Origin of the sequence: Novosphingobium sp., assembly GCF_027489515.1 — a bacterium.
GTDB lineage: Bacteria > Pseudomonadota > Alphaproteobacteria > Sphingomonadales > Sphingomonadaceae > Novosphingobium.
Window position 1 is genome coordinate 39,909 of record NZ_JAIXZS010000110.1, and the last position, 22,253, is coordinate 62,161.

At 65.2% G+C, this 22,253-nt stretch carries 29 protein-coding genes; 4 read left to right on the top strand and 25 right to left on the bottom strand.

Annotation, left to right across the window (positions count from 1 at the left end; all coding sequences use genetic code 11):
• Nucleotides 1-20: 20 nt before the first annotated feature.
• Complete coding sequence (locus tag Q0082_RS19215) at nucleotides 21-551, bottom strand: hypothetical protein (RefSeq protein WP_298195210.1); 531 nt, start codon at nucleotides 549-551, stop codon at nucleotides 21-23.
• 137 nt (nucleotides 552-688) lie between these two features.
• Between Q0082_RS19215 and Q0082_RS19220 the strand changes: the two genes are divergently transcribed.
• The 4 genes from Q0082_RS19220 (at nucleotide 689) to Q0082_RS19235 (ending at nucleotide 2,490) form a co-directional block, all read left to right on the top strand.
• Nucleotides 689-1,171 carry a GIY-YIG nuclease family protein gene (locus tag Q0082_RS19220; RefSeq protein WP_298195211.1) on the top strand — a complete coding sequence of 161 codons (483 nt, stop codon included), beginning with the start codon at nucleotides 689-691 and terminating at the stop codon, nucleotides 1,169-1,171.
• The gene (locus Q0082_RS19225; protein WP_298195212.1) at nucleotides 1,168-1,785 is read left to right on the top strand and encodes a hypothetical protein; all 618 of its coding nucleotides are present in this window, start codon (nucleotides 1,168-1,170) and stop codon (nucleotides 1,783-1,785) included. The genes Q0082_RS19220 and Q0082_RS19225 overlap by 4 nt, the downstream gene beginning before the upstream one ends.
• 232 nt (nucleotides 1,786-2,017) lie before the next feature.
• On the top strand, nucleotides 2,018-2,233 hold the full coding sequence (locus tag Q0082_RS19230) for a hypothetical protein (RefSeq protein WP_298195213.1): 216 nt from the start codon (nucleotides 2,018-2,020) through the stop codon (nucleotides 2,231-2,233).
• A gap of 2 nt (nucleotides 2,234-2,235) precedes the next feature.
• The gene (locus Q0082_RS19235; protein WP_298195214.1) at nucleotides 2,236-2,490 is read left to right on the top strand and encodes a hypothetical protein; all 255 of its coding nucleotides are present in this window, start codon (nucleotides 2,236-2,238) and stop codon (nucleotides 2,488-2,490) included.
• Nucleotides 2,491-2,540: 50 nt separating this feature from the next.
• Here Q0082_RS19235 and Q0082_RS19240 read toward each other — a convergent pair whose 3' ends face one another.
• From Q0082_RS19240 to Q0082_RS19355, 24 genes are all read right to left on the bottom strand, one after another.
• Nucleotides 2,541-2,765 carry a hypothetical protein gene (locus tag Q0082_RS19240; RefSeq protein ID WP_298195215.1) on the bottom strand — a complete coding sequence of 75 codons (225 nt, stop codon included), beginning with the start codon at nucleotides 2,763-2,765 and terminating at the stop codon, nucleotides 2,541-2,543.
• Nucleotides 2,766-2,912: 147 nt separating this feature from the next.
• Nucleotides 2,913-3,140 (bottom strand): DUF2274 domain-containing protein, encoded by a 228-nt coding sequence (locus tag Q0082_RS19245; protein ID WP_298195216.1) that lies wholly within the window; start codon nucleotides 3,138-3,140, stop codon nucleotides 2,913-2,915.
• A complete protein-coding gene (locus Q0082_RS19250; protein WP_298195217.1) occupies nucleotides 3,137-4,420 on the bottom strand; it encodes a TrbI/VirB10 family protein in 1,284 nt (427 codons plus the stop codon). Before Q0082_RS19250 ends, Q0082_RS19245 begins: the two co-directional genes overlap by 4 nt.
• The gene (gene trbG / locus Q0082_RS19255) at nucleotides 4,417-5,436 is read right to left on the bottom strand and encodes a P-type conjugative transfer protein TrbG (protein WP_298195218.1); all 1,020 of its coding nucleotides are present in this window, start codon (nucleotides 5,434-5,436) and stop codon (nucleotides 4,417-4,419) included. Before trbG ends, Q0082_RS19250 begins: the two co-directional genes overlap by 4 nt.
• Entirely contained in the window at nucleotides 5,433-6,116 is a 684-nt protein-coding gene (gene trbF, locus Q0082_RS19260) for a conjugal transfer protein TrbF (RefSeq protein ID WP_298195219.1), read from the bottom strand. The genes trbG and trbF overlap by 4 nt, the downstream gene beginning before the upstream one ends.
• Before the next feature lie 6 nt (nucleotides 6,117-6,122).
• Nucleotides 6,123-7,442 carry a P-type conjugative transfer protein TrbL gene (gene trbL, locus Q0082_RS19265; RefSeq protein ID WP_298195220.1) on the bottom strand — a complete coding sequence of 440 codons (1,320 nt, stop codon included), beginning with the start codon at nucleotides 7,440-7,442 and terminating at the stop codon, nucleotides 6,123-6,125.
• On the bottom strand, nucleotides 7,439-7,735 hold the full coding sequence (trbK-alt, locus tag Q0082_RS19270; protein ID WP_298195221.1) for a putative entry exclusion protein TrbK-alt: 297 nt from the start codon (nucleotides 7,733-7,735) through the stop codon (nucleotides 7,439-7,441). The genes trbL and trbK-alt overlap by 4 nt, the downstream gene beginning before the upstream one ends.
• Entirely contained in the window at nucleotides 7,704-8,420 is a 717-nt protein-coding gene (trbJ, locus tag Q0082_RS19275; protein ID WP_298195222.1) for a P-type conjugative transfer protein TrbJ, read from the bottom strand. Before trbJ ends, trbK-alt begins: the two co-directional genes overlap by 32 nt.
• Nucleotides 8,417-10,906 (bottom strand): conjugal transfer protein TrbE, encoded by a 2,490-nt coding sequence (gene trbE / locus Q0082_RS19280; protein ID WP_298195223.1) that lies wholly within the window; start codon nucleotides 10,904-10,906, stop codon nucleotides 8,417-8,419. Before trbE ends, trbJ begins: the two co-directional genes overlap by 4 nt.
• The gene (locus Q0082_RS19285; RefSeq protein WP_298195224.1) at nucleotides 10,903-11,175 is read right to left on the bottom strand and encodes a VirB3 family type IV secretion system protein; all 273 of its coding nucleotides are present in this window, start codon (nucleotides 11,173-11,175) and stop codon (nucleotides 10,903-10,905) included. The genes trbE and Q0082_RS19285 overlap by 4 nt, the downstream gene beginning before the upstream one ends.
• A complete protein-coding gene (locus Q0082_RS19290) occupies nucleotides 11,175-11,510 on the bottom strand; it encodes a TrbC/VirB2 family protein (protein ID WP_298195225.1) in 336 nt (111 codons plus the stop codon). Before Q0082_RS19290 ends, Q0082_RS19285 begins: the two co-directional genes overlap by 1 nt.
• Nucleotides 11,507-12,490, bottom strand: coding sequence for a P-type conjugative transfer ATPase TrbB (gene trbB, locus Q0082_RS19295; RefSeq protein ID WP_298195226.1), 984 nt, complete (start codon nucleotides 12,488-12,490; stop codon nucleotides 11,507-11,509). Before trbB ends, Q0082_RS19290 begins: the two co-directional genes overlap by 4 nt.
• Before the next feature lie 387 nt (nucleotides 12,491-12,877).
• On the bottom strand, nucleotides 12,878-13,882 hold the full coding sequence (locus Q0082_RS19300; protein ID WP_298195227.1) for a LysR family transcriptional regulator: 1,005 nt from the start codon (nucleotides 13,880-13,882) through the stop codon (nucleotides 12,878-12,880).
• Between the two features lie 82 nt (nucleotides 13,883-13,964).
• Nucleotides 13,965-14,522, bottom strand: coding sequence for a hypothetical protein (locus Q0082_RS19305; RefSeq protein WP_298195228.1), 558 nt, complete (start codon nucleotides 14,520-14,522; stop codon nucleotides 13,965-13,967).
• Between the two features lies 1 nt (nucleotide 14,523).
• On the bottom strand, nucleotides 14,524-14,982 hold the full coding sequence (locus tag Q0082_RS19310) for a hypothetical protein (RefSeq protein WP_298195229.1): 459 nt from the start codon (nucleotides 14,980-14,982) through the stop codon (nucleotides 14,524-14,526).
• Nucleotides 14,979-15,680 carry a CHAP domain-containing protein gene (locus Q0082_RS19315; protein WP_298195247.1) on the bottom strand — a complete coding sequence of 234 codons (702 nt, stop codon included), beginning with the start codon at nucleotides 15,678-15,680 and terminating at the stop codon, nucleotides 14,979-14,981. The genes Q0082_RS19310 and Q0082_RS19315 overlap by 4 nt, the downstream gene beginning before the upstream one ends.
• A gap of 101 nt (nucleotides 15,681-15,781) precedes the next feature.
• Complete coding sequence (locus Q0082_RS19320) at nucleotides 15,782-16,645, bottom strand: tetratricopeptide repeat protein (RefSeq protein ID WP_298195230.1); 864 nt, start codon at nucleotides 16,643-16,645, stop codon at nucleotides 15,782-15,784.
• Complete coding sequence (locus Q0082_RS19325; RefSeq protein ID WP_298195231.1) at nucleotides 16,645-17,316, bottom strand: OmpW family outer membrane protein; 672 nt, start codon at nucleotides 17,314-17,316, stop codon at nucleotides 16,645-16,647. The genes Q0082_RS19320 and Q0082_RS19325 overlap by 1 nt, the downstream gene beginning before the upstream one ends.
• A gap of 14 nt (nucleotides 17,317-17,330) precedes the next feature.
• Nucleotides 17,331-17,942: an OmpA family protein gene (locus Q0082_RS19330; RefSeq protein WP_298195232.1), complete on the bottom strand. Its 612-nt coding sequence runs from the start codon at nucleotides 17,940-17,942 to the stop codon at nucleotides 17,331-17,333.
• On the bottom strand, nucleotides 17,921-19,192 hold the full coding sequence (gene tolB / locus Q0082_RS19335; protein WP_298195233.1) for a Tol-Pal system beta propeller repeat protein TolB: 1,272 nt from the start codon (nucleotides 19,190-19,192) through the stop codon (nucleotides 17,921-17,923). Before tolB ends, Q0082_RS19330 begins: the two co-directional genes overlap by 22 nt.
• A 38-nt stretch (nucleotides 19,193-19,230) precedes the next feature.
• Entirely contained in the window at nucleotides 19,231-20,190 is a 960-nt protein-coding gene (locus Q0082_RS19340; protein ID WP_298195234.1) for a hypothetical protein, read from the bottom strand.
• A complete protein-coding gene (locus Q0082_RS19345; protein WP_298195235.1) occupies nucleotides 20,187-20,663 on the bottom strand; it encodes a biopolymer transporter ExbD in 477 nt (158 codons plus the stop codon). Before Q0082_RS19345 ends, Q0082_RS19340 begins: the two co-directional genes overlap by 4 nt.
• A gap of 67 nt (nucleotides 20,664-20,730) precedes the next feature.
• A complete protein-coding gene (locus Q0082_RS19350) occupies nucleotides 20,731-21,381 on the bottom strand; it encodes a MotA/TolQ/ExbB proton channel family protein (protein ID WP_298195236.1) in 651 nt (216 codons plus the stop codon).
• A 70-nt stretch (nucleotides 21,382-21,451) separates the two neighbouring features.
• On the bottom strand, nucleotides 21,452-22,060 hold the full coding sequence (locus Q0082_RS19355; protein WP_298195237.1) for a peptidoglycan-binding domain-containing protein: 609 nt from the start codon (nucleotides 22,058-22,060) through the stop codon (nucleotides 21,452-21,454).
• Nucleotides 22,061-22,253 lie beyond the last annotated feature (193 nt).

Here is a 22,253-nt window from a genome sequence, read left to right on the forward strand (position 1 = left end):
GCCCGCCGCCTGCGCGGCCATCAGTTGAGCGCTCCGAAAGCGCAGCCGGTGGAACCGGTCACGCTGGCGCTCTGAGCGCCGCTGTTGGTCTGGGTGGAGTTGAGGGCCTGCCAGGCGGCGCCGTCAACGGAGACGCTGGTCCCGCCCGAGACGGATGCGGATACCGTGCCGCTGTTGCTCTGGTCAGTACCCGCGTTGCCGCCGCCCTCAATGGTGCTGGAACCGGCGTTGCCCTGCGCATCGGAGGTCGCACCCGTCGTGGTCGGCGAATGGGTCAGCGCGGTCTGGGTTCCCACATTGCCGGTCGCGGTCGCGGTGACGCCACAATTATATTGGCGCTCGATCGTCGTCGTATAAGTCGGGCTCGCATAGCCGCCCGCCCTCCGCTTCTCGATGATGTCGAGGATCGCGGCCTGATTGGCGCGGTCTGCCGAGGTGCGGAACTGCCAGGCGGCGCTTTCACCATAATTGTTGGCGAGCGCCGGCGAGGCGAGAACAAGCGCGGAAAGGAACGCCAGTGCGGTCCTTCCACCTGTTGCCGGATAGGTCATGAGCGTCATCCCCCGAGGGACCACGGCACCGTGCCGCAGCTTCGGGGGCCATCAAGAGAGCCATGAAATGAGCGGAGGCAACAGCGCGTTGCGGGCGTAAAAGATCGGCGTGGAAAGACAGGCAATGGCGTAGGACGATGGACGGCGAAGACCCGGCACTCATGGCGAGGATCATTGGACTGCTGGGGCCTGACGTCGTCCGAGTCGGCTCAGATCCTGCCGACATTCCGAAGGACAGGGGCGCCTGTCTCCTTCTGCTCAGGCTCGATCAGCCCCTCGATCTGTCCAGGCGCAATGCGGACTGGCATATCGAACCGGGTCTCTATGCCTATGCCGGCAGTGCTTATGGCCCCGGTGGCCTCAAAGCCCGGGTGGGGCGGCATCTGGCCAGCACGAAGCGCCTGCGCTGGCATATCGACCATCTGACCGTTGGCGCGGCCAGTATCTCGGCGCTGATCAGCCCCGGCGCCTTCGAATGCGCACTTGTCGAGCGGCTTCTCGCGTCCGGCGCGTTCGACCTGCCCCATCCGGGCTTTGGTAGCAGCGATTGCCGTCGCTGCCGATCGCATCTTCTGCGTCTAACCGGATTTTCACCGGACGGGCCCAGTGTCGGGCCATGACCAGTCTTCTTCGTTGCCGCGCGGCCGTCTCTGAAATGGCCTTCCTGTTCGACGCTACAGCTGATCCGGGCCTCACCTGGTTCCCGACCATCTGGCCGGGTGAGAAAGCGATCATCGTAACAAGGCGCGCGCACGGACGGCATCTGTGTGCGCTGTTCTGGGGTTTACCGCGAGGTCCGATCAGCGAAGCGCGCGGCGATCGGCCGCGAACGACGCTGTTTGCGCGTGAGATCGCCGGCGACAACCGCGTCCCGCTGGGGCTGGATCTGCTGGAGCGCTGCCTGATCGTCGTCGAGGATTTCGGCTATGCGACAGGCGAGAAAGGCCATCGCACGCGCAGTTGGTTCGGACTTTGGGACGAGCCGATCTGCGCCTGGGCAGGTCTGTGCCTGCCCGATCCGGCCTCAGGCGGCTTTGCCGGCATGCTCACCGCAGCCAACCCGTACGCTGATCCGGTCAGCCGGACGATGCCGATTGTGTTGCCGCCCTCGCAATGGGAGGGCTGGTTGGCAGGCGCCGCACTGCATAGGCTCGAGCAATCCTATGACAGCGATGCTTTCTATCTGGAAAGGACGCCCGAGTTGTGGGCGTCCGGGCGGCTTGCGGAGGATTGATAGCCGATCATCCCGTCAATGATCGCCCGGCTTGGAGGCGACAGGCATAAGCGCAAAGCCGGAGCGTCTCGTTGGTCTATATTGGATGGATCGTCTGTTCTTGTGCTTGTAACCTGAAGAAAAAAGATCGATTGTTTCGTGCGCGAAGCAAGGGAATCTACATCGGATGCTGGACTATAGTGACGAAAAATATGGATAGCTTCAGCACGCAAACGCTCTTTCGCGCGAGGTTTTGGCGCTCGCGGTCGAACTGGAAGACGATCTCTCGGCCTTTCAGATCAAGTCTGTGCTGAACGGCTTCTATCACACCAGCCAGATTGCAGCGCATGGCCGCCCGGATCGGGCGCTGATCAAGCTCACCGTCCATGAACGCGACGGCTCATATATAACCTTCGTCACACCTCGCCATCGCCCTGTGGACCCCGACCGATTTCTGGACCTGCCATAAACATGGCCCATGGCAGGGACGTCGACGAAGAACTGTTCCAGATGGCCCTGGCGCTTGGCTTGGCCTTGCGCGAACTCGGACAGACGCTCGATTCTGCGGGCGTGTTGCCGATCGAAAAGTTTTCGGCGTGCCTGAGCGAACTTGCGCTCGGCGCGGAAGCACAGAAAGCCGATCACAGCCGGTTCCTGGCGATGTGGGCAACACTACTGCTGGATATTGTCCAGACCGGCCCGGCCTCCGAAAAGGCGGTAAACTGAGGCTTCGCCCGACACAGACCTGTCCACCTCTGCCCATCCCAAGAAAGTCGTCACGGATTGGACGGCGACAAGGGGCTTCGCCATCTGGTCCAGGACGGGTGATCTCCGGCCATGAGGCTCTCGGATTGCGACAGTTGGTCCAGTGCTTCGTCAAAGCACACACCGACATTGCGGACCAAGGTCTCGAACGTCGGATCGCCGTTGGTTCCCATCTTCTTCAATGCGGCAATTTCCAGCGCGAGGGCTGACATAAGCCGCATGCGGCGTTCCGGCATCTGATCCTTCCCTCCTCATCAGATCTGCCCCATATTCTGAAGTGGACCTCGCCGGATCACCTTAGGATTTCATCGCAGTGGCGTCACTCTTTCCTGATGCGAGGGAGGTATTTTCCTGACCATCGCAGCTATGAGTCCCCCTGCAGTTCATGGGCTGCCGGATCGCCGCCGCCGCACGAACCCCCGATCACTCATAATGAACCGCTCGACCATCGGCGCGATCAGCCGTTCGACCGGCAACGGTTCGGACAGCCCGTTCTCTGCGGCATGGGCACGCGCATAGTCGCCAAGCTGCCGGAACAGACTGCCCGGCAGTTCGACCGCCAGCTTGACGGGCTTTTCCTCGACGATCGGCCCAAGACGCAACCGGCTCATGGCTGCGCCCCTTGAGCTGGCTCGAGGACGAGATCGCGTGTGATCATGACCCGGATGGCAAAGCCCGGCCGGACGGCGAGTGTCGGCGGCACGTTGATTTCACGCTGCACGACCTGCCGCCCGGTCTGGTTGACCGTGTCCTGCATGCCGTATCGCAGCGCCCGGGTCAGGTCATCGTCGCCCTGAGCCACGAGTTGCGTACCGGCGCCGAGCAGGGTCGAGACCATCGCGGCCTTGAGCATATTGCCCCAGTGATAGTTCACCTTGTCCTGCGCCCCCGACATGCCGGAAGCATCGGCGCCGGGCTGGCGGTCGAGCAAGATCGAGCGGCCGCCGGGAAGGATAAGGCGATCCCAGGCCAGCAGCACCCGGTTCTGCCCGGCCGAAACCTCGCTGTCATATTCGCCGATCAGCCGCGCCCCTTGCGGGATCAGCAGGATGCGGCCCGTCGCGCTGTCATAGACATTCTGTGTCACCTGGGCGGTGATCTGGCCCGGCAGGTCCGAACGGATGCCGGTGATGAGCGCTGCCGGAATGACGCTGCCCGCCTGCACCATATTGGCCGAGGCTGGCGCCATGATCCGCTCATTGCTGACGACGGCGCGATTCCCTCCATTTGCAAGGAAAGCGCGTTTCGCGGCCTGGCCGGTGGGCTGGGCAGCTGGCGCCGCGCCAGCACCATCGCCCGCTGAGACCGTGCGGGCCGTCTGCGCGCCATCGCCGGCGTTCGCGGCAGAAGCAGAGCGCGCGCCTTCAGCGCCAAGGAACAGCTTGCTGGCTCTTGCTGATTCCCGCTCCTGCATCACGCGCTGACGGGCCTGCTCCGCGGCGGCGAGACGCGGATCGGGCTGTCCCGCTGCCGGTCCCATCGGCGGCACCGGCACGCTCTGCCCATTCTGCTGCGCTGACAGGATTGGCCGCCCCAGATCGCCCGGCATCGGCTGCCCCAATTTCGGCACCTTGTCATAGCTCGCCGGCGCCGCCGTCACGATATCGGCTTTGTTATGGCTGCTGGTATCGACGAGATTGACGGGCGCGCCATGCTGGACCGGCCGGAGGGCGTAGAGCAGCGACCCGCCGATGCCGAGGCCTGCGACCATGCCCAACACGGCAAGTGCCTTGCGCGACAGCCGCGTGACGCGCGGCGGTGGGCCGCCCAGGCGGAAGGCCGCCGGATTGCCCGCTACCTCCGACTGTCCCGGAGCAGCGCTGGAAGACGGTGCGACAGCAGCCACCGGAGCCACCTCAGCCTGGTCTTCTTCCCGTTCCGGCCCGTTCATGACGCCCTCCGCGACTTGTCGGCCTGGCGCTCGATCGTGACCCGCTGCTCGGCCTTGTGGGTGGCGAGCCGCAACTCGGCCACATCGAACAGCCGGTCGACAATCATGTAGCGGCCCGAGACGCGATAGTTGACCAGTTCCGCCTTGCCATCGGCACCGCGAACGAAGAGCGGCGGCATCTCGCCGGTGGCGATCCCGTCTGGAAACTCGATCATCACCTGACGGCCATCGTCGAAGACCCGCTCCGGACGCCAGGCCACCTTGTCGCCGGACAGCCGATAGCGGAAGTTCAAACCTTCCACATCGACGCCGGTGGCTGCCGGCGCGCTGCGTTCGCGCTCGGCATTGGCGAGGCGCAGCGCGATGAGCTGGTCGGCGGGATAAGTCCAGGAGACCGAGGCCATATAGGTCGAACCCGTCGCGCGCAGTTCGAGATGATAGGTGCGCCGGTCGGTGTTGATGATGAGGTTGGTGCCGATTTCGGCCCGTGTGGGCTTGACCAGGATATGCACGCGCTTCGCGGCGCCGGCGCCGCTCACCGTATCGCCGATGATCCAGCGCACGGTGTCCCCGGCCGCGACCGGCCCGGAGCCGACCAGTTCTTCGCCTTCCTCGAGCGCGATGTCGGTGACCTGGCCGGGGGCGGTATAGACCTGATAGAGCGCGCCATCGGCATAGGGATATTGCTGGATGGCGTTGAAATAGCCGCCCTTGCTCGGCTGCACGCGGGCCGCGGCGTTGGCGGCGGTGACGCGGCGCTGTGGATCCGCCGGTTCTCGGGCGCCCGCCGGGGCTTCGGCGGGTTTCAGCTGGCCGGGAAGCGGGAGCGGCGTCGGCACGCTGACGATTCGGACCGGAAGGCGCGGTTCGGCCGCTGGAGTTGCCGCGACCATCGGCGCAGGCGTCGCCTTGCGGCTCCGTGCCTCGGCAATGCCGCCGATCGGCAGCAGCGAGACGGAAGCGAACAGGCAGAACAGCGCACCGGGGCGCGCCCTCGCGGGAGACAGGCAGATCATGGGTTGAGTTCCTTCGACCAGTTGAGATTGGCGACAAAGACCCCGAGCGGGTTCTTCTGGAGAGCTTGGGGATCGCGCGGGGTCTGGACGGCGATGGTCAGGATCGCCGACCAGCGCGCGGTTTCGGAAAGGGCGCCATCGACATAGCGGCGCTCGGTCCAGGCCACGCGGAAGCTGTCATTCGAGGCGCGGATCACGCTCGACACATCGACCGCGACCTGCACCTTGCCGAGCTGTGCGAATGGATCGTTGGCGCGGGCATAATCGTTGAGGAACAGCGCGCCCTTGTCGGTCGCGAAGTCATAGGCACGTAGCCAGTTCTGCCGCAGCACGATCCCGTCGGCGGGAATGGAGCGGACATTCTCGATGAAACGGGCAAGATGGAACGCAATCTGCGGATCGGTGGGACGGTAATCGGCGTCGGCGGGCGCGACGCCGCGCGCTTCACCCAGCTTGTCGACCTCGACCACCCAGGGGGTGATGGTGCCCCGTGCCGACTGCCAGACGAGGCCACCGGCAAGGCCTCCCGAGAGCGCGAGGCAGCCGAAAAAGGCGAGCCTCCAGTTCCTGGCCTGGACACGCGCGGAGCCGATGCGGTCGTCCCAGACCTGGGCTGCTCGCTGATAGGGGGTGATGGGTTCGGGCGATTGCCCGTAGCGGATCGATGGTCGCTTGAACATTGGGTGTCAGTCCTTCTGCGAGAGGTCGGGACCGGCGCCGCCGCCATGGCTGTCGCCGCCCTTCAGGGTATGAGCGGCCATATTGGCGCCCTGGGTGATCGCTTGCCGGCGCTTCATGGCTACGGCCCAGGCGGGCTGTCCGGTCGCCGCCGAGCCGGTGGCGGGTGATGCGGCAGCAGAGGCCTGCGCGCCCGCACTGGCTGCGGTGCCTGCCGCCGCGTTCTGGCCATCGGCATAGCTTTGCTTGAGCGATTGAGCCGCCCGGCGCAGTGGCGAGACCGCCGCGCCGCCAGCGCTCTTGCCGACATTGGCGAGCCCTGCCCCGACGGCTGCCGCCCCGGACTGTCCCGCCGCGCCGGCGCTGTAGGCACCCGATGCCGCGCCTGCGGTCCGCGCCATGCCGGTCGCGGCGCTGCCGGCCATGCCCATCGCCGCGCCCCCGGCGAGCCGGGCACCGGCCACACCGCCGCCCAATGTCGCACCCGCGGCCAGCGCCGTGCCCGCCGCCGCACCGGCGCCAAGCTGGGGTCCGCCGGCGACGATGCCATTGGCGATGCCCGGCCCGAAAATGCCGAGGCCAAGCAGGGTCAGGGCGGCGAGCGCGATCGCCATCACCTGTTCGACCGTGGGATCAGCGCCCAGTCCGGCCGAGGTAAACTGGCTGAACAAGGTGGTGCCGATACCGGTGATGACGGCAAGGACGAGGAGCTTGATCCCTGAGGAGATGATGTGCCCCAGCACCTTCTCGGCCATGAAGGCGGTGCGGCCGAAGAAGGCGAAAGGCAGGAGCACGAAGCCGGCAAGGGTCACCAGCTTGAACTCGACGATGGTGATGAAGACCTGGATGGCGAGGACGAAGAAGGCCAGCACCACGATCAACCAGGCGATCAGCAGGACGAGGATCTGCACGAAATTGGTGAAGAGGCCGACCGGTCCCAGCAGGTCGGCGGTCGCATCGAGCAGCGGCTTGCCTGCGGTGAGACCGGTGGCGGCGACGGTGCCGGGCTTCATGAAATCGGCGAGCGCCATGCCGCCGCCCGAGGCCTTTAAACCCAGACCGGCGAAGCTTTCGAACAGGATGTTGGCGAGGTTCGAGAAATTGCCGATGATATAAGCGAAGACGCCGATGTAGAGCGTCTTGCGGATCAGGCGCTGAAGCACATCCTCGTCCGCGCCCCAGGCCCAGAACAGGGCGGCGATCGTCACATCGATGACGATGAGGGTCGAGGAGAGGAAGCCGACCTCGCCGCCAAGCAGCCCGAAGCCGGAATCGATATAGTGAGTGAAGACCGACAGGAAGCTGTCGATGACGCCAGTGTCGTTCATGGACGCTGATCCTCTCCAAAGAAGTGGCGGCGGCGTGCTTCCCAGGCGGCTTCGCAGCCGGAATCGGGCATGGTGAGCGTGCGGCAGCGGGCGAGGTTGCGGCTCGCCGGACCGGGGGCGCCGCCGGCCGCCGCGCGCACATCCGCAGCCCCGCTTCCCCGCCCACCGCTTTCCGGCCGGACCATCGCGATGCCGACCGTCACGGCCAGCATGGCGATACCGAGCGCCGCCGCGAGCAGGAGCTTGCCCGGCCGACGCATGTCAGTTGCCCCGGAAACGGCGGAAGCGCTCACGCCCTTCCGCCTCGGTGGCGGCGTTGCGCGCGGCTTCAAGCGATTGCGCACGGCCTTGCGCGGCGACCGCCGCGGTCAGGTCGGCGAGTTGCTGAGACTGGAGCGCGAGCAGCTGGTTGCCGGCCTGCGCGGCCTGCAGCGCGCCGCTCGCCGACTGGCTGGCGCTGACCAACGTGTCGATGCTCACCTTGGCCCCATCGATGTTGCCGACGACACCGGCCTGCACCTGTAGCGCATCCTGGAAGGCACCGACGCTGTCTTTCCAGCGATCCTCGGCATTGGCGACCATCTGCGCCTGCGAGGCGGAGAGGTTCGCGCCGCTGTAGCGGGAGGTGAAAGCGCTCTGGATGTCCTGCACATTGTAGGCAATGCGCTGGGCCTGGCCGAGGAGCTGGCGTGTTTGCTGGACCTGGGCCTGCAGGGTCGAGAGCGTCGAGATCGGCAGGCTGGTGAGATTCTTCGCTTCGTTGATAAGGCTGGTCGCCTGATTCTCGATCTGGCGGATCTGATTGTTGATCTGTTCGAGCGAGCGGGCAGCGGTCAGCACATTCTGCGCATAGTTGCTGGGATCATAGACGATCCCACCGAACTGCGCCTGCGCCGGCGTGGTCAGCACCGGTCCCGCGGCCACCGACAAGATGATGACACCAGCCAGCAAGGCGCGGCGAAGCGAACACTGTTTCATGATACAGACTCCTCGGGATCGAGCGGCAGCAAGGGATCGTCGTCCGAACCGGACGGGATCAGCGGATCGGGTAAGGAAAGCAGATCGGCAGCCCAGGGGAGGCCACGGTGGCGCAGCCAGGCCGCCGCAAAGCCGTGGCGGCCATGGCGGGCGACCACATCGTCGATCATGCGCTGATCGGTCTTGGCGGAGGCCGCCGCGAAGGCGAGCGCCACTTCGCCCAGCCCCAGATCGAACAGCCGATTGCCCCGGCGCGACTGGCAATAATAGTCGCGCTTGGGAGTGGCGCGGGACAGGATGTCGACTTGCCGTGCGTTGAGCCCGAAGCGTTCATAGATGCGGCGAATCTGCGGTTCGGCCGCGCGCTCATTGGGCAGGAAGATACGGGTCGGGCAGCTTTCGATGATCGCCGGGGCAATGCTCGATGTTTCGATGTCGGCGAGGCTCTGGGTCGCGAAGATGACGCTCGCATTCTTCTTGCGCAGCGTCTTGAGCCATTCGCGCAGCTGCGCCGCGAAAGCCGGACTGTCGAGCACCAGCCAGCCTTCGTCGATGATGATGAGCGTGGGACGCCCGTCGAGCCGGCCTTCAATGCGGTGGAAAAGATAGGCGAGCACGGCGGCAGCCGAGGCCGCGCCGACCAGCCCTTCGGTCTCGAAGGCCTGGACTGACGCTTCCCCCAGATGCTCGGTCTCCGCGTCGAGCAGCCGTCCCCACGGACCGCCGACGCAATAGGGCGCAAGCGCCTGTTTCAGTTCTTGAGCCTGGAGAAGAACGGCCAGGCCGGTGAGCGTGCGTTCGCCGATGGGCGCGGAGGCGAGCGAGGTGAGCGCGGCCCACAGGTGCTCCTTGGCAGCGGGATCGATGCTCACCCCTTCACCTGCCAGGATCGCGGCCAGCCATTCGGCGGCCCAGGCGCGCTCGCCCGGTTCGTCGATCCGCGCAAGCGGCTGCAAGGTGACGCCGTCTCCGACATCATCGCCGCTGAGCGCGCCGCCCAGATCCTGCCAGTCCCCGCCCATTCCGATCGCGGCTGCGCGGATCGAACCGCCGAAGTCGAAGGCGAAGATCTGGTTGTCCTCATAGCGGCGAAACTGCATCGCCATGAGCGCCAGCAGCACGGACTTGCCCGCACCGGTCGGCCCGACGATCAGCGTATGACCGACATCGCCGACGTGAAGGGAAAGCCGGAACGGGGTCGACCCTTCGGTCTTGCCGTAGAGCAGAGGGGGAGCGCCGAAGTGCTCGTCCCGTTCCGGTCCCGCCCACACCGCTGACAGGGGGATCAGGTGGGCGAGGTTGAGCGTGGAAATGGGGGGCTGGCGGACATTGGCGTAGACGTGGCCGGGCAGTGACCCGAGCCAGGCCTCGATCGCGTTCATCCCCTCGACGGTGCAGGTGAAGTCGCGGCTCTGGATGATCTTCTCGACCAGCCGCAGCTTTTCCGACGCCAGAGCGGAATCGCGGTCCCAGACCGTCACCGTGGCGGTGACATAGGCGATGCCGGCATGATCGGCGCCCAGTTCCTGCAGGGCAAGGTCGGCATCGGCCGCCTTGTTCGAGGCGTCGGAATCCATGAGGACCGACTGCTCGTTGGTCATCACCTCCTTGAGGATCGCGGCGACCGACTTGCGCTTGGCAAACCATTGCCGCCGGATCCTGGTGAGCAGCTTCGTCGCGTCGGTCTTGTCGAGCATGATCGCGCGGGTCGACCAGCGATAGGCGAAGGCCTGCCGGTTGAGTTCGTCGAGCAGCCCCGGAAAGGTCGCGGTCGGAAAACCGGTGATGGTGAGGGTGCGCAGATGGTGCTCGCCCAGCCTGGGTTCGAGACCGCCGGTCAGGCCTTCATCGGTCAGCAGTGCGTCGAGATAGGCGGGTGTCTCGGGCACGCGCACCCGTTGCCGCTTCGTCGACACGCATGAATGGAGATAGGTCAGCGTCTGCCCGTCATCGAGCCAGGTGACCTCCGGCATGAAGCCTTCGACCAGATGCAGGACGCGATCGGTTCGGTCGATGAAGCTTTTCAAAAGCTCATGCGGATCGACACCGGAGCCGGACCGCCCTTCATAAAGCCAGCTTTCGGCGCGCGCGGCGTCCTCGGCCGGCGGCATCCACAGGAGCGTCAGATAATAGAAGCTCTCGAAATGTGCGCCTTCCTCGCGGAACTGTTCATAGCGTTCGCGATCAACCAGCGCGGAGACCGGATCGGGAAAGTCACTGTCGGGATAGTCCTGCGCCGGGCAGCGCTGGGCTTCGACGAACACGGCCCAGCCCGAGCCCAGCCGGCGCAGCGCATTGTTGAGCCGTGCGGTCACGGCCACCAGTTCGGCAGGTGTCGCGCTGTCGAGATCGGGGCCGCGGAAGCGCAGCGACCGCTGGAACGCGCCGTCCTTGTTGAGCACGACGCCCTTTGCCACCAGCGCGACCCAGGGCAGGAAATCGGCGAGACGGGCCGCCTTGGAGCGATATTCGGAGAGGTTGATCATGGCCGCATCCAGACAGGATATTTGAGGTGACGGCGGGCGACGTCGACGAACTGGGGATCGCGGCGTGCGGCCCAGACCGAGAGACCATGGCCGATGGCCCAGAGCGCGAGGCCTGCGAGCCAGAGCCGCAAGCCCAGGCCCAGCGCGCCGGCGAGCGTCCCATTGACGATGGCAAGGCTGCGCGGGGCGCCCCCCAGCAATATGGGTTCGGACAGCGCCCGGTGGACCGGCGCCAGGTAGCCTGGCACCTCCTCGTCCCGGCCCTCCATCAGACCAGCGCTCCGCCGCCGAATGAGAAGAAGGAAAGGAAGAAGGAGGAGGCCGCGAAGGCGATCGACAGGCCGAAGACGATCTGGATCAGCCGCCGGAAACCGCCCGACGTATCGCCGAAGGCAAGGCCGAGGCCCGTGGCAATGATGATGATCACCGCGACGATCTTGGCGACCGGCCCCTCGATCGATTCGAGGATTGACTGGAGGGGGACTTCCCACGGCATGGAGGAGCCCGAGGCATAGGCCGGGCTCTGCAGCGCGATGAGGCCAACGCAGAGGGCAAGAGGCGCAACGCGCAGACGGTGCACAGCGCGGCGAGACAGATCGATCATGGTTCTTCTCCGATGTCGGGGGTTGCAGGCATGAGGCGGTAGTCGCCGAGGACGGGATCGAGCCCTTCGACGCGCATGAGCTGGGCGAGGCGGCGCCCGGTGCCGTGCCGGACCAGCACGGCGACAAGGTCGATGGTTTCCGCGAGCAGGGCCCTGGGCACCGTGACCACGGCTTCCTGGATGAGCTGTTCCATGCGGCGCAGAGCACCCATCGCCGTATTGGCGTGGATCGTGCCCACGCCACCCGGGTGGCCGGTGCCCCAGGCCTTGAGGAGATCGAGCGCTTCGGCGCCGCGCACCTCGCCGATCGGAATGCGATCGGGCCGCAGGCGCAGCGAGGAGCGGACAAGATCGGAAAGCGACGCGACACCGTCCCTGGTGCGCATGGCGACGAGGTTGGGCGCGGCGCATTGCAGTTCGCGGGTGTCCTCGATGAGCACCACGCGATCAGAGGTCTTGGCGACTTCGGCCAGAAGCGCATTGGTGAGCGTGGTCTTGCCGGTCCCGGTGCCGCCGGCAACGAGGATGTTGAGCCGGTCGGCCACGCCCCGACGCAGCACTTCAGCTTCGGCCCGGGACATGATGTCCGCCGCGACATAATCATCAAGCGTGAAGACGGCGACAGCGGGTTTGCGGATGGCAAAGGCCGGTGCGCTTACGACCGGCGGCAGCAGCCCTTCGAACCGCTCTCCGGTTTCCGGCAGTTCGGCCGAGACGCGCGGAGCGCCGCCATGAACTTCGGCCCCGACATGGTGGGCGACGAGGCGGATGATACGCTCGCCATCGGCGGGCGAGAGCTGCTCCCCGCTGTCGCTGATCCCTTCACCCAGACGATCGATCCACAGGCGTCCATCCGGATTGAGCATGACTTCGGTGACGGCGGGATCGGCGAGCCAGGCCGCGATCGACGCGCCCATCGCGGTGCGCAGCATGCGCGCCCCGCGTGCATGGACTTCCGATCTCTGGCTGGCTGCGCCCATGGATATGTCCCCGTTCGAGAGCGCCGGCGACAAACCGCTCGGCGCGATGGGGATGAGTAAGAGACGCAGAAAAGCGTGGGCTTCAACAGCTATATGCGGCGGGAGAAGGTTGGCGTAAAAGGACAGGCAATGGCGTAGCCTGCATCCCTTCCACTGGCGTGATGGACAAGGCGTTCGCTACAGGTCGAAGTCTTTCCGCACGGGGGCGCGATCCTTGATCGGAACCCTCGGTTCGACCCAGTCATCGAACGCAATCAACACACGCTCTTCGTCATCCTGGTTCGGATAGACCCAATGCTCCGGGAATGATGAAAAGATGAGCATTGTCCCAGCAACCCGACGGACTTGAAATTTGGAAAAAAGAGAAACGAATTCGTTTGGATGAGATCATGGCGTTTTGGTCACGCAAAGATCGATATTGACCTTTGCACCATATTGACGCCTCAAGCGGACCAGCAGGCGCTTCAGTGCCGGATTGGGGCTATCAGCATGCCAACAGGCGAAACTGGTTACATATTCTGGCCCGGTTGCCCCGCTCAGCTCGCGGAAAACTGTCCCCGCATAATGGTCCACCATCATTGGTTCGAGGCAAAGGCAAACCCCATGACCCGCTCGCACCATTTGGATAACAGCCGATGTGCCGATGTCGTGTACCACAATCCGCGGTGACACTTCGAGGGGAGCAAACCGATCTTCCAGCAACTGGCGGATCGCATCGCTTGGATCATAGCCTGAAACCAGAAACGTCTCCCCGGCAAGATCCGGCCACTGCAGCAGGCTCCGATCCGCCAGCGGGTGGGTCTCGGGCAGGCACAGGATGATGCGCTCATTCCAGAGCGGCGCGTTCAGGCCATGGAAATCGGCAGGATTACCGCGAACGATGGCGAGATCGATGCGACCGCTCGCCAGGGATTCGAACAATCGGTCATGCGACAATTCGATGGGCAAATGGTGGATATCAGGGTGCAGCGGATCGGGCTCGAACAACAAATGATGGAGATCGCCGTGCGCGACGGAACCATGATAACCGATCGCGATCTGACCGGCCTTGCCATCGGCAATCCGTCGCACCGCTTCCACCAGGGTATGGAAATCCTGGAGCAGCTGCGAAATGCGCCGCAGGAATACCCGGCCCGACCGGGTCGGTACGAGCCTGCGCTTGTGCCTTTCGAAAATTGCGCAGCCCAATTGAAACTCGAGGTCGCGCACCCGCTTGTTGACGGTCTTTGGTAACATGTTGAGCGCGCGGGCAGCTTTCCCGAACGAACCGTGAAGCTCGACCGCCAGGGCGATCTCGAGATGCACACGCTCGATGCCGGTCCGCACGGATACCGGGTCAAGCAACACTTCGGCTTTGCCATCCGCCTCGATTTCCCGGATGATGTGGAGCATGCCAGTTATCCCCCTCCAACCCATCGGGGGAGAAGCCGCGAGATTACCCGCATTCTTCCCGTGCCTGGCCGAAGAACGAAGCTCATGGACTGGTCACCATTTCCATGATCTGAGGAATGGCGTCTGACCGTAACCGATAGCTGCGCCTACCGGTCTCGATCATGTCCGCCGGCAAGCCCTGTTCTTCCAGGCCATTGCGCAAATGGCAGATATAAACCTTGACGACACGGGGGGATTTGGAGGCGACGCCCGCTGACCTGGCGAGATCCTTCTGGTCGATGAAGACATCCGGCTCCTCGATCATCCGCAGCAGAATGGCAGCACCCGCGCGGCCGGCCCGATGTATGCGATGATGGATGCGGGCCTTGACCAGATCGCGCCAGCACGCGGAAAATTTGCGGTCGGGATGCGATAATTGTTCGCCAAAGGCGATGGCAATGTCCTGGATACTGGCGAGGACATCCGCAGAGGGCGGCTGTGTTGTCACGGGCCGCATTTTCTTCTGAAGCGCGGCAGCCTGCTCCTGCTCGAGCCGGTCAGACAAAAGCGTCTGCGCCAGCGCGAGCGCATCGCTCATCACGCGCAGAAGCTGCTCGATGCGCAGCAATTCAGCGGAGCCGACATGTTTCCGGGGAGCCATTCTATCTCCCCTCATGCTGGCAGAGAGTGGCCGACGCATTTGCCGGGACGTCGATTGCGCCTGGGCGCGTGAAAGCACCGCCTGTCACCAGCGCGGTCGCGATCACGGCGGTGCCGAGAAACTGGAGCAAAAGGAGGGCGATGATGAGCCGGCTTCTCGCGGACCGCATGTCGCGCGCACGCCGTTTCGATACTTCGAGTTCGATCGTGATCCTGGTCATCAATAGGCTGGCCTCGTCGCTTTGACGCCGATGCCTTTGATCGAGGCGCGCAAGACACGCTTCGACGAGCGCGCGGATGTCCTGGCTCACCACATCGCGCGTGGCACGGGCATCATCGGCCAGGGCATCGGCGATGAGTTGCTCCGTCCGCGCGGGCGGCACGCCGGCGGCAGCGAGCAGGCGCCCCAGCGCCGCATACCGATCGACCGCAGCCGACAAGGAGGCGGGCATATCCGTCACGGCGTTGCCAAATCGCGCCACACCAGCGGCGCGACGCCCTGTTGGAGGACAGGACGCGCGGCGCCACGTCCGAGGCCGGAGACCCGACGTCGCAATCCATCGCGGCTGTCCGGCCCCGGGGCGCCCGCTTTGAACGCGCGTGGCCGGATGGATGCGACCTCGCGATCATAGGCCGCTTCCTTCATCAGGCGGGCGATGATGGCGCCAATGGGATCATCTGATCGGCTGACCAGCATGCGTCTTGCAAGGGGCCGAACGCGCCGGTTGTAGATGAAGCCCTGGACCGGCCATGCGGTCGAGCCAAGGCGCTGCGTCGGTGCGAACCAGACACGGACTGCGCTCCAGTCATTGTCAGGCGAAGCGTCGATGGCCGGCACATCATTCTCGATCCATCCGCGCACACCGCCCAACGGAGACCAATTGGCATGACGCAGCAGGACGGTGCGTCGGTCGATGATGCGACTGACCACGGCGACATGGCCCAGTTTCATGGGGCCGTAAGGCGCAAAAGCCATGACCGCGCCCACTTCGGGCCGATCGCCGCGTTCGTACTGCCCTTCAGCCTGCTCCCACCAGGTCAACGCATCGCCGAAAATGGCGATGCCGCTGACCCGGCGGGCATAGGGGACGCATTGCAGGCCCGGGCTCTCAACCGTACCGTCGAGCGGCGAGGCTGGTAAGGCAAGAGTCTGTGCCATAAGCGGCATCGCCGGGATCGCCGCGAGAACCATGGCGACGCCTCTCCAAAGCGCGACACGCGCCATCCCTCGCGCCACCACCGGGAGCGTTGCAGGGCGGCTCAGCTCGCGCATTTGAGCGTGAGACGGCGGGCGAGCAGATCGGAACGCTGCTCGTTGGTGAGGCTGGCGCCGTGCACGGCTTCAATCTCGCCATAGACATCGCAGGCCTGGGCCTGACTGGCCGGCCCCATAGCGGCAAGCGCCTGACCCAGCGCGAAGAGATTGGCAATGGCGAACGGTGCGGCGGGCACTTTCTCGTAAAGGTCGAGGAATATTTGCGCGGCCTGGGCATGTTTGCCCTGCCCCTCGAACGCCTCCCCAAGATGAAATCGGGCTTCGGGCACATTGGGGGCGTCCGGATAGCTGGCAATATAATTGTCGAATGTGAGTTCAGCCTGGGGCCAATCCTGCCGGGCCGCATAGTCGAGCGCCTGCTGGAATTGATCTTCCGCGGTCGGCGTCTTCGCCGGAGCCGTAACGGGAGGAGGCCCGGCGGGCACCTGCGTACCATTTGCCCCGAGGACTTGAGGGATGGCGGCCTGACGCTCGATCGCATCGATCCGGGCTTCGATATCCGCCTTGATGCCGCCCATCTGGGTAAGCGCAGCGGTCAGCGCGTGATGATCCTGTTCCTGCCCCGAGACCAGGCCGGCGACCGCCCGCTCGATTGCCGCAAGCCTGCGATCAAGCTGCGCGAGCGCATCGGCCGACAGCGAACGCTCGCGGTCGATCTGCTGAGTGGGCGCCGGAACGGGAGGCGCATGCCCCTGTATCTGACGCACCGCCTGTTCAACGTGGCTCAGTCTCTGCTCGATGCCGCCCAGGCTCTGTGCCTGCGTGGTGCCTGCGCAAACGAGAGGCAAGGCGATCCCGACAGCAAGGCGACCGCAACGACGCAAGCGGGGGAGTGAGCCCAGCGCCATCAGAAGCGGAACCCCACACCGGCGCCGAGAACGATCGAGCGCATCCTGTGCGAGACAGTCTGGCTGTCGCTTCCCTGTTCGAGCGTCAGTTTGGTATTGGCGCCCAGATATTTGGCGTCGAGATTGATGTAGAACTGGTCGTCAATCGGAATGTCCGCACCGATCTGCGCGACCGGCGCGAGCGCGCCCTTGAGGCTTGCCGAATAGGAGATGGGCGGAAACACATGACGGTCGGTGAGGATCTCACCAGCTTTTTCGCTGTAGAAATTCGCATAGGACAAGCCGATTCCGACATAGGGGCGCAGCGTCTTGCTGTCCGGCATCGGATGATATTGCAGCATCGCCGTCGGGGTGATCACGCCCGCCGACACAAGACTGCGTCCCTTGCTATCCTCGAGATCATAAGGTGCGCCGCCAAGCGTCAGTTCGGCGGCGAGATGCCTGGTCATGAAGAACGTCAGGCTCGCCTCACCGCTAACCGCGCCACGCGCCCTTGTGGTGACCGGCGCATCCCCGACATCGACCGTGACCGCGCTGCTCCCCGTGCGCAGCGCATAGCCGCCCCGGATCTTGATCAGGATATCGCCGGGCGCGGCCATGGCGGGAGAGGTCATGGCAACCCCTGCGATCACAGCCATCGCCGTGGCGAGGGCCTTGCTGTGCTGGCGCATCTGTTTGTCCTTCTTCATCTGGAGGGCGTTGCTGGAAGACCGACCAGTACCGTCTCACCACGGCGGTTCCGGCTCTGGCTGGCCTCATCGCTGCCGGTCGCTGCCGGCCGTTCCTTGCCGAACGAGGTCGGCAGCAGGCGATCCGCCGCGACGCCATGGGCGGTGAGGTAGAATTTCATGGCAGCGGCACGGCGCTCCCCGAGCGCGAATTGCTGCTCGCGCGTCGCGAGTTCATCGGCATGCCCCTGAAGCGAAGCGCGAACCTCGGGGTGGAGCACCAGCCATTGCGCCTGACGATCAAGAATCGCGCGCGCCGCGAGATCAAGTTCCGCGCTGTTTCGCGCAAAGAGGATGCGCGTCGAGCCCGCGAACGTCTCGAAATCCTCGAGCATCGCGGGATGGTCGGCATCGCGAGAGACGGCCGGTTGCAGCGCATTGGCGGGCGGTCCGGCATCAGCAGGCTGCTGCATGTCGAACAGCGGCGGCGGGATCAGCGACTGGGTCGGCCGCTGACACCCGGCCACCAGGACCGGCAGGCCAAGCGCCAGGAGCCAGCGCAACCGCAGATCAGGGAGGCGCCAAAGGCGGTGATGAGGGAGCCGCGTCATGGGCGTTTCCCCGACCATGCGGGCTCCGAGGCTGACCAGGGGGTCGCGATGCGACGCACGACCTTTCCGGTGAGGTCGGTCATCCAGATGGCCGGCAGAGCCGCGCCGGACACTGTGCGCTGGAACATGAGAGCGCGCCCACTGACGCCCCAGCTCGGATCCTCGTCGCGCGCACCATCGGTGATGATGCGCTCTTTCGAGCCATCGGGTTTCATGATGCCGATGCGCAGGCGGTCGCCGTCGATCTGGGTGAATGCAATGAGATCTCCTTGCGGGCTCCACGCAGGCGAAGCATGAGCGCCCTTCCCGAAGCTGATCCGCATCTGGTCGCTGCCATCGGGCGCCATTCGGTAGATCTGTGGCTGGCCGGAGCGGTCGGATTCGAAGACGATCGAGGCGCCATCCGGTGCGAAGCAGGGGCTGGTGTCCGCGCCTGGCGCGCTGGTCAGCTGGCGTGTCGTCCCGCTGGCGAGATCAAGCAGGTAGATGTCGGCGTCGCCGTCGCGCGCCAGCGAGAAGATGACCGAGCGGCCATCGGGCGAAAAGCGTGCGGCAGACGGCACGCCTTCCGGAAGCTTGAGAGATGCCATTTGCCCCGTGTCGAGATTGGCGAGCACCAACACCGCGCGCCCGTCATCGAAAGACAGATAGAGGATACGGCGACTGCCCGGCGCGTAACGCGGCATGGCGACGAGTTCGCGCCCTTGCGTCAGGTCGGAGGGGTTCGCGCCATCATAGTCCATCGACACCAGACGCACGGCCTGTCCAGGCGCTTCCCCTTTCTGGGCGACCACGAGCAACCGGGTATCGAAATGCCCCGGATCGCCGGTCGTCGCCGAGAAGACCAGATCGGCGCAGCGATGCGCCGCGCGGCGCCATTGGGCGACGGGCACCGTGATACGCTGCGAAGCCTCGATGCGGGCGCCGAACACATCGTACAAGGCGCAATCATAGCTGAGGAGATCGTTGCCGGCCGGTCGAACGCGGCCCAGCACGAGGGCCTGCGCCCCGGCGCGCGCAAAGGGAGCTAGCCCGGTTTCCGTTGAGGCGGAATATCGCCCTTCGACACCGAGCAAGTGATAGAGACCCGTCGAGAGCAGATCGGCGCGAACCACCTCCGCCAGGGCGGTCCCGGCATCCGTTCCTTCACCGACTCCCGCGATCGGCCCGGTCAGCAGATCGGGAATGGCAATCAGCAGGGGCGAGGCTACGCCCTGGGTGATATCGACGTGCAGCGGTCCTTCCGCCAAGGCGGGACGCCCGGCCATCAGGCACAATAACAATACCGCCGGGGCTAATGATTTCCTCATCCTATGTCTCTCGGATCGAAATTGAGTTCGACATCTGCCCATGCCTCGTAGAGTTCGGCCGGGAGCTTGAGTGGGGCACAACGCAGGATCGCGCGGCGAACGCTTCCCGCCAGTGCGTTGGCATAAGCGCCGTTGACGGTGGTGAGGCCCGTTGTGCGCGAAACGGCAGGCAGGCCGGTTACACCGCCATCACGCCCCAGCCTGATGCGCATGAGAACGGTGACATGGCCGCTGGTCTCCTCGGCCGATGGCGGGTTCCAGCAAGGGGTGACCTGCGCGCGGATCATCTCGGCAAGGTTTGTCCGTTGGCGAACGGTGAGGCCGGCGACGCCCTTGGGAACCGCTTGTCCGATCGCTGATCCGATCGCGGCGGAATTGAGCCGCGGACGCGGCGCCGGGCTGTTGGCCGCTCCGAGCGATCGGGCAAGCGCAGCAGTATCGAGCCGTCTTGGAGCGGGAGCGGGCGCCACCGGCTTTGTCGCGACCACGGGGGCGGACATGGGTGCTGGCGCGACCGGCTGAGCGACCGCGGGCGATGCGGCGATCGTTTCGACTGGCGGCTGCGGCGCGATGCGTGCCGGAGGCGCCGGCGCCGGCGCGAGCGCAGGCACGGGCGGAGGGCTTGGCGGGGCTGGCAAGCGTGAGGGAACAGGTGCCGCCACACGCTCCTGAATGGGAGCCGCGTGCGCTGAGGGCACAGGCTTTGATGCCACCGGCACCGGCGCAGCGACGGCTTCATGGCTGGCGTCGTCGCGTGATGAGGTGTCAACCTCGTCCTGCGGCGGCGATAGGGCAGGATCGGGAAGCGGCATGGCATGATCGAGATCGACGACCTCGATCGCCATGCCGGGCGGCGGCGGCACGACATCGCGGACATGCAGGCTCACCATCGACAGCAGGGCGAGCAGGCCCAGGTGCAGTAGAAGTGAAAGGACCGGGGACAGGCGATCGCTCACGGCGCGGCCCGCTCCTCGGGCAGTTCGTGCGCATCCGACAGGAAGGCGACTTTCGTGAAGCCTGCAGCAGCGATCTCGGCAACGAACTGCATCACCGTGCCATAGGCAATGGTGCGATCGGCGCGGACAAAGATGCGCAGCTGCGCGGGATCGCCCGATTCTTGTGCCAGCCCTCGCAGCGTCGATCCAAGCGCTTCGCGCGCAACCGGCGCGTCGCCGATGAAGACGGTGCCGACAGCGTCGATGGTGATGACCAGCGGCTTCTGGTCCGACGCCAGTTCACGGGTCCGCGCCTGGGGGAGATCGACCTTGACGCCGGTCGCGACAAGCGGGGCTGTGATCATGAAGATCACCAGCAGGACAAGCATGACATCGACGAGCGGCGTGACGTTGATCTCGCTGAGGAGCGGTGGGGCAGCGCGACCGCCCCTGCCTGTGTGACCGCCGAACGGTCCGTTGGGGATCAATGCCATCGGCGCGATCCTTTCCATGCTGCTGTTCCATGGCTTTGGGTCGCGAGACGGAAAAGCGCGCGCGGCATCATGACCGCGCTCCCAGATGGCGGGAAATGGCGACTTCGAGCAGACCGGCAATCGAACGCCATTCGGCATCGACCTCGCCCAGCCCGTGAACGACGCGGTTATACCCGATCACAGCCGGAATGGCGCAGAACAGCCCGACGGCGGTCGCGAGCAGTGCCTCCGCGATCCCCGGCGCGACCACAGCGAGCGAGGTGTCCTGCGTCTGCCCGATGGCCAGGAAGCTGCCCATGATGCCCCAGACCGTGCCGAACAGGCCGATGAAGGGGGCCGAAGCACCCAAAGTCGCGAGCCAGGCCGTGCGACCGGCGAGCTGCCGGCTTTCCCGGCCGATGCTCATTTCTGCAATGGACGCGATGCGCTCGCGGACCTGATCATATCGCCCGATCGCGTGGTCGACCGACCAGCGCCATTCGACCTCGATCGCGCCCAGGATGTGGACAATCCGCCCTTCAGCCTCACCGCTCAAATGCCGCAGTTCCTCTTGCGTGCCGATGTTGGTGAGGAGATGCTTCACCGTCGCGGCACGACGACGTTCGAGCGCGATGGCATAGATGCGTCCGAGGATGATCGACCAAGACGCGATCGACGCGAGAAGCAGAAGCACGATGATGGCCTGCACCAGCCGGTCCGCCTCCAGAAAAATATGCAATGGCGAAGATGCCTGTGTCAGCCAGTCCAACTTCATGAAGTAGTCCCCTTCGTCTGCGCCGCAGGATGGTTCAGCGTTTGATGATCGCGCGAATGAAGCTGTCGGAATCAGGCAGACCGGTCACCGCGATGCCTTCCTTGCGCTGGAAGGCCTTGAGGGCATCGACGAATTGCGGTGAGGAGGTGCCCGTGGCGGTTCCCTTGAAAAACTGCTTCGCGATCAGCGCTGTCTGCAGACGCTTCAGGGAGTCCTGATGGATCGAGATGGTTTTGCCATCGGACTGCACCTGGACGATCGGCGACGACACCGTCTGACGCAGCGGCGTAATCGCGCGGACGGCGCTGTTCGCGGCGTTCTCGACCGACATTTGCGGATTGGTGCGGCAGACGATTGCAACCATGTTGACAAAATCGCCGCCCGCTTCGGTCGGCAGCAGGTCATAGGTATCGGCGTCGAGCCGGTTATGGGCGCTCACATAGCCGAGCAGCCAGCTTCCGTAACGGGCGGTCGCGTCGGGTTTGGAGATGGTCGCGAGATAGGCCGCGCAGCTCTGTGAACCGGGGCCACGGATAGCGAAATTGCCTTTGGCGTCGGCCGCATGGGCCGCCCCAGCGCCGGTTCCGGCGATCGACGCCAGCAGGAGAGGCAGAAGCACGCGGCGAAGACGGGCGTAAGGCATGGAAAATCCGATCCTGGGAATATGAGTGAGCGATTTTGCGGCATCGGCGACCCGATTGCGGGGCGATGCGGAAGATGGGAGCCCCGGAAGCCCCCGCGCCCGAACGAGGACGCGGGGGACACCCGGAAAATCGGCAGCGGTGGCAAGGCTGCCGTCGGTATGGGGGGTTTCCGGGTCTTCCGGCGCACCAGGG

Bases quoted from the DNA above. Each gene is read 5' to 3' on its own strand.
- Q0082_RS19345 (WP_298195235.1), bottom strand. From the start codon at position 20,663: ATGGCATTGATCCCCAACGGACCGTTCGGCGGTCACACAGGCAGGGGC.
- Q0082_RS19225 (WP_298195212.1), top strand. From the start codon at position 1,168: ATGACCAGTCTTCTTCGTTGCCGCGCGGCCGTCTCTGAAATGGCCTTC.
- Q0082_RS19250 (WP_298195217.1), bottom strand. From the start codon at position 4,420: ATGAACGGGCCGGAACGGGAAGAAGACCAGGCTGAGGTGGCTCCGGTG.
- Q0082_RS19245 (WP_298195216.1), bottom strand. From the start codon at position 3,140: ATGAGCCGGTTGCGTCTTGGGCCGATCGTCGAGGAAAAGCCCGTCAAG.
- Q0082_RS19330 (WP_298195232.1), bottom strand. From the start codon at position 17,942: ATGGTCGGGGAAACGCCCATGACGCGGCTCCCTCATCACCGCCTTTGG.
- tolB (WP_298195233.1), bottom strand. From the start codon at position 19,192: ATGGCCGGGCGTCCCGCCTTGGCGGAAGGACCGCTGCACGTCGATATC.
- Q0082_RS19290 (WP_298195225.1), bottom strand. From the start codon at position 11,510: ATGATCGATCTGTCTCGCCGCGCTGTGCACCGTCTGCGCGTTGCGCCT.
- Q0082_RS19355 (WP_298195237.1), bottom strand. From the start codon at position 22,060: ATGCCTTACGCCCGTCTTCGCCGCGTGCTTCTGCCTCTCCTGCTGGCG.
- Q0082_RS19305 (WP_298195228.1), bottom strand. From the start codon at position 14,522: ATGGCTCCCCGGAAACATGTCGGCTCCGCTGAATTGCTGCGCATCGAG.
- Q0082_RS19320 (WP_298195230.1), bottom strand. From the start codon at position 16,645: ATGGCGCTGGGCTCACTCCCCCGCTTGCGTCGTTGCGGTCGCCTTGCT.
- Q0082_RS19315 (WP_298195247.1), bottom strand. From the start codon at position 15,680: ATGGCACAGACTCTTGCCTTACCAGCCTCGCCGCTCGACGGTACGGTT.
- trbJ (WP_298195222.1), bottom strand. From the start codon at position 8,420: ATGAAACAGTGTTCGCTTCGCCGCGCCTTGCTGGCTGGTGTCATCATC.
- Q0082_RS19240 (WP_298195215.1), bottom strand. From the start codon at position 2,765: ATGCCGGAACGCCGCATGCGGCTTATGTCAGCCCTCGCGCTGGAAATT.
- trbB (WP_298195226.1), bottom strand. From the start codon at position 12,490: ATGGGCGCAGCCAGCCAGAGATCGGAAGTCCATGCACGCGGGGCGCGC.
- Q0082_RS19220 (WP_298195211.1), top strand. From the start codon at position 689: ATGGACGGCGAAGACCCGGCACTCATGGCGAGGATCATTGGACTGCTG.
- Q0082_RS19325 (WP_298195231.1), bottom strand. From the start codon at position 17,316: ATGCGCCAGCACAGCAAGGCCCTCGCCACGGCGATGGCTGTGATCGCA.
- Q0082_RS19300 (WP_298195227.1), bottom strand. From the start codon at position 13,882: ATGCTCCACATCATCCGGGAAATCGAGGCGGATGGCAAAGCCGAAGTG.
- trbG (WP_298195218.1), bottom strand. From the start codon at position 5,436: ATGATCTGCCTGTCTCCCGCGAGGGCGCGCCCCGGTGCGCTGTTCTGC.
- trbE (WP_298195223.1), bottom strand. From the start codon at position 10,906: ATGATCAACCTCTCCGAATATCGCTCCAAGGCGGCCCGTCTCGCCGAT.
- trbL (WP_298195220.1), bottom strand. From the start codon at position 7,442: ATGAACGACACTGGCGTCATCGACAGCTTCCTGTCGGTCTTCACTCAC.
- Q0082_RS19215 (WP_298195210.1), bottom strand. From the start codon at position 551: ATGACCTATCCGGCAACAGGTGGAAGGACCGCACTGGCGTTCCTTTCC.
- trbF (WP_298195219.1), bottom strand. From the start codon at position 6,116: ATGTTCAAGCGACCATCGATCCGCTACGGGCAATCGCCCGAACCCATC.
- Q0082_RS19235 (WP_298195214.1), top strand. From the start codon at position 2,236: ATGGCCCATGGCAGGGACGTCGACGAAGAACTGTTCCAGATGGCCCTG.
- Q0082_RS19285 (WP_298195224.1), bottom strand. From the start codon at position 11,175: ATGGAGGGCCGGGACGAGGAGGTGCCAGGCTACCTGGCGCCGGTCCAC.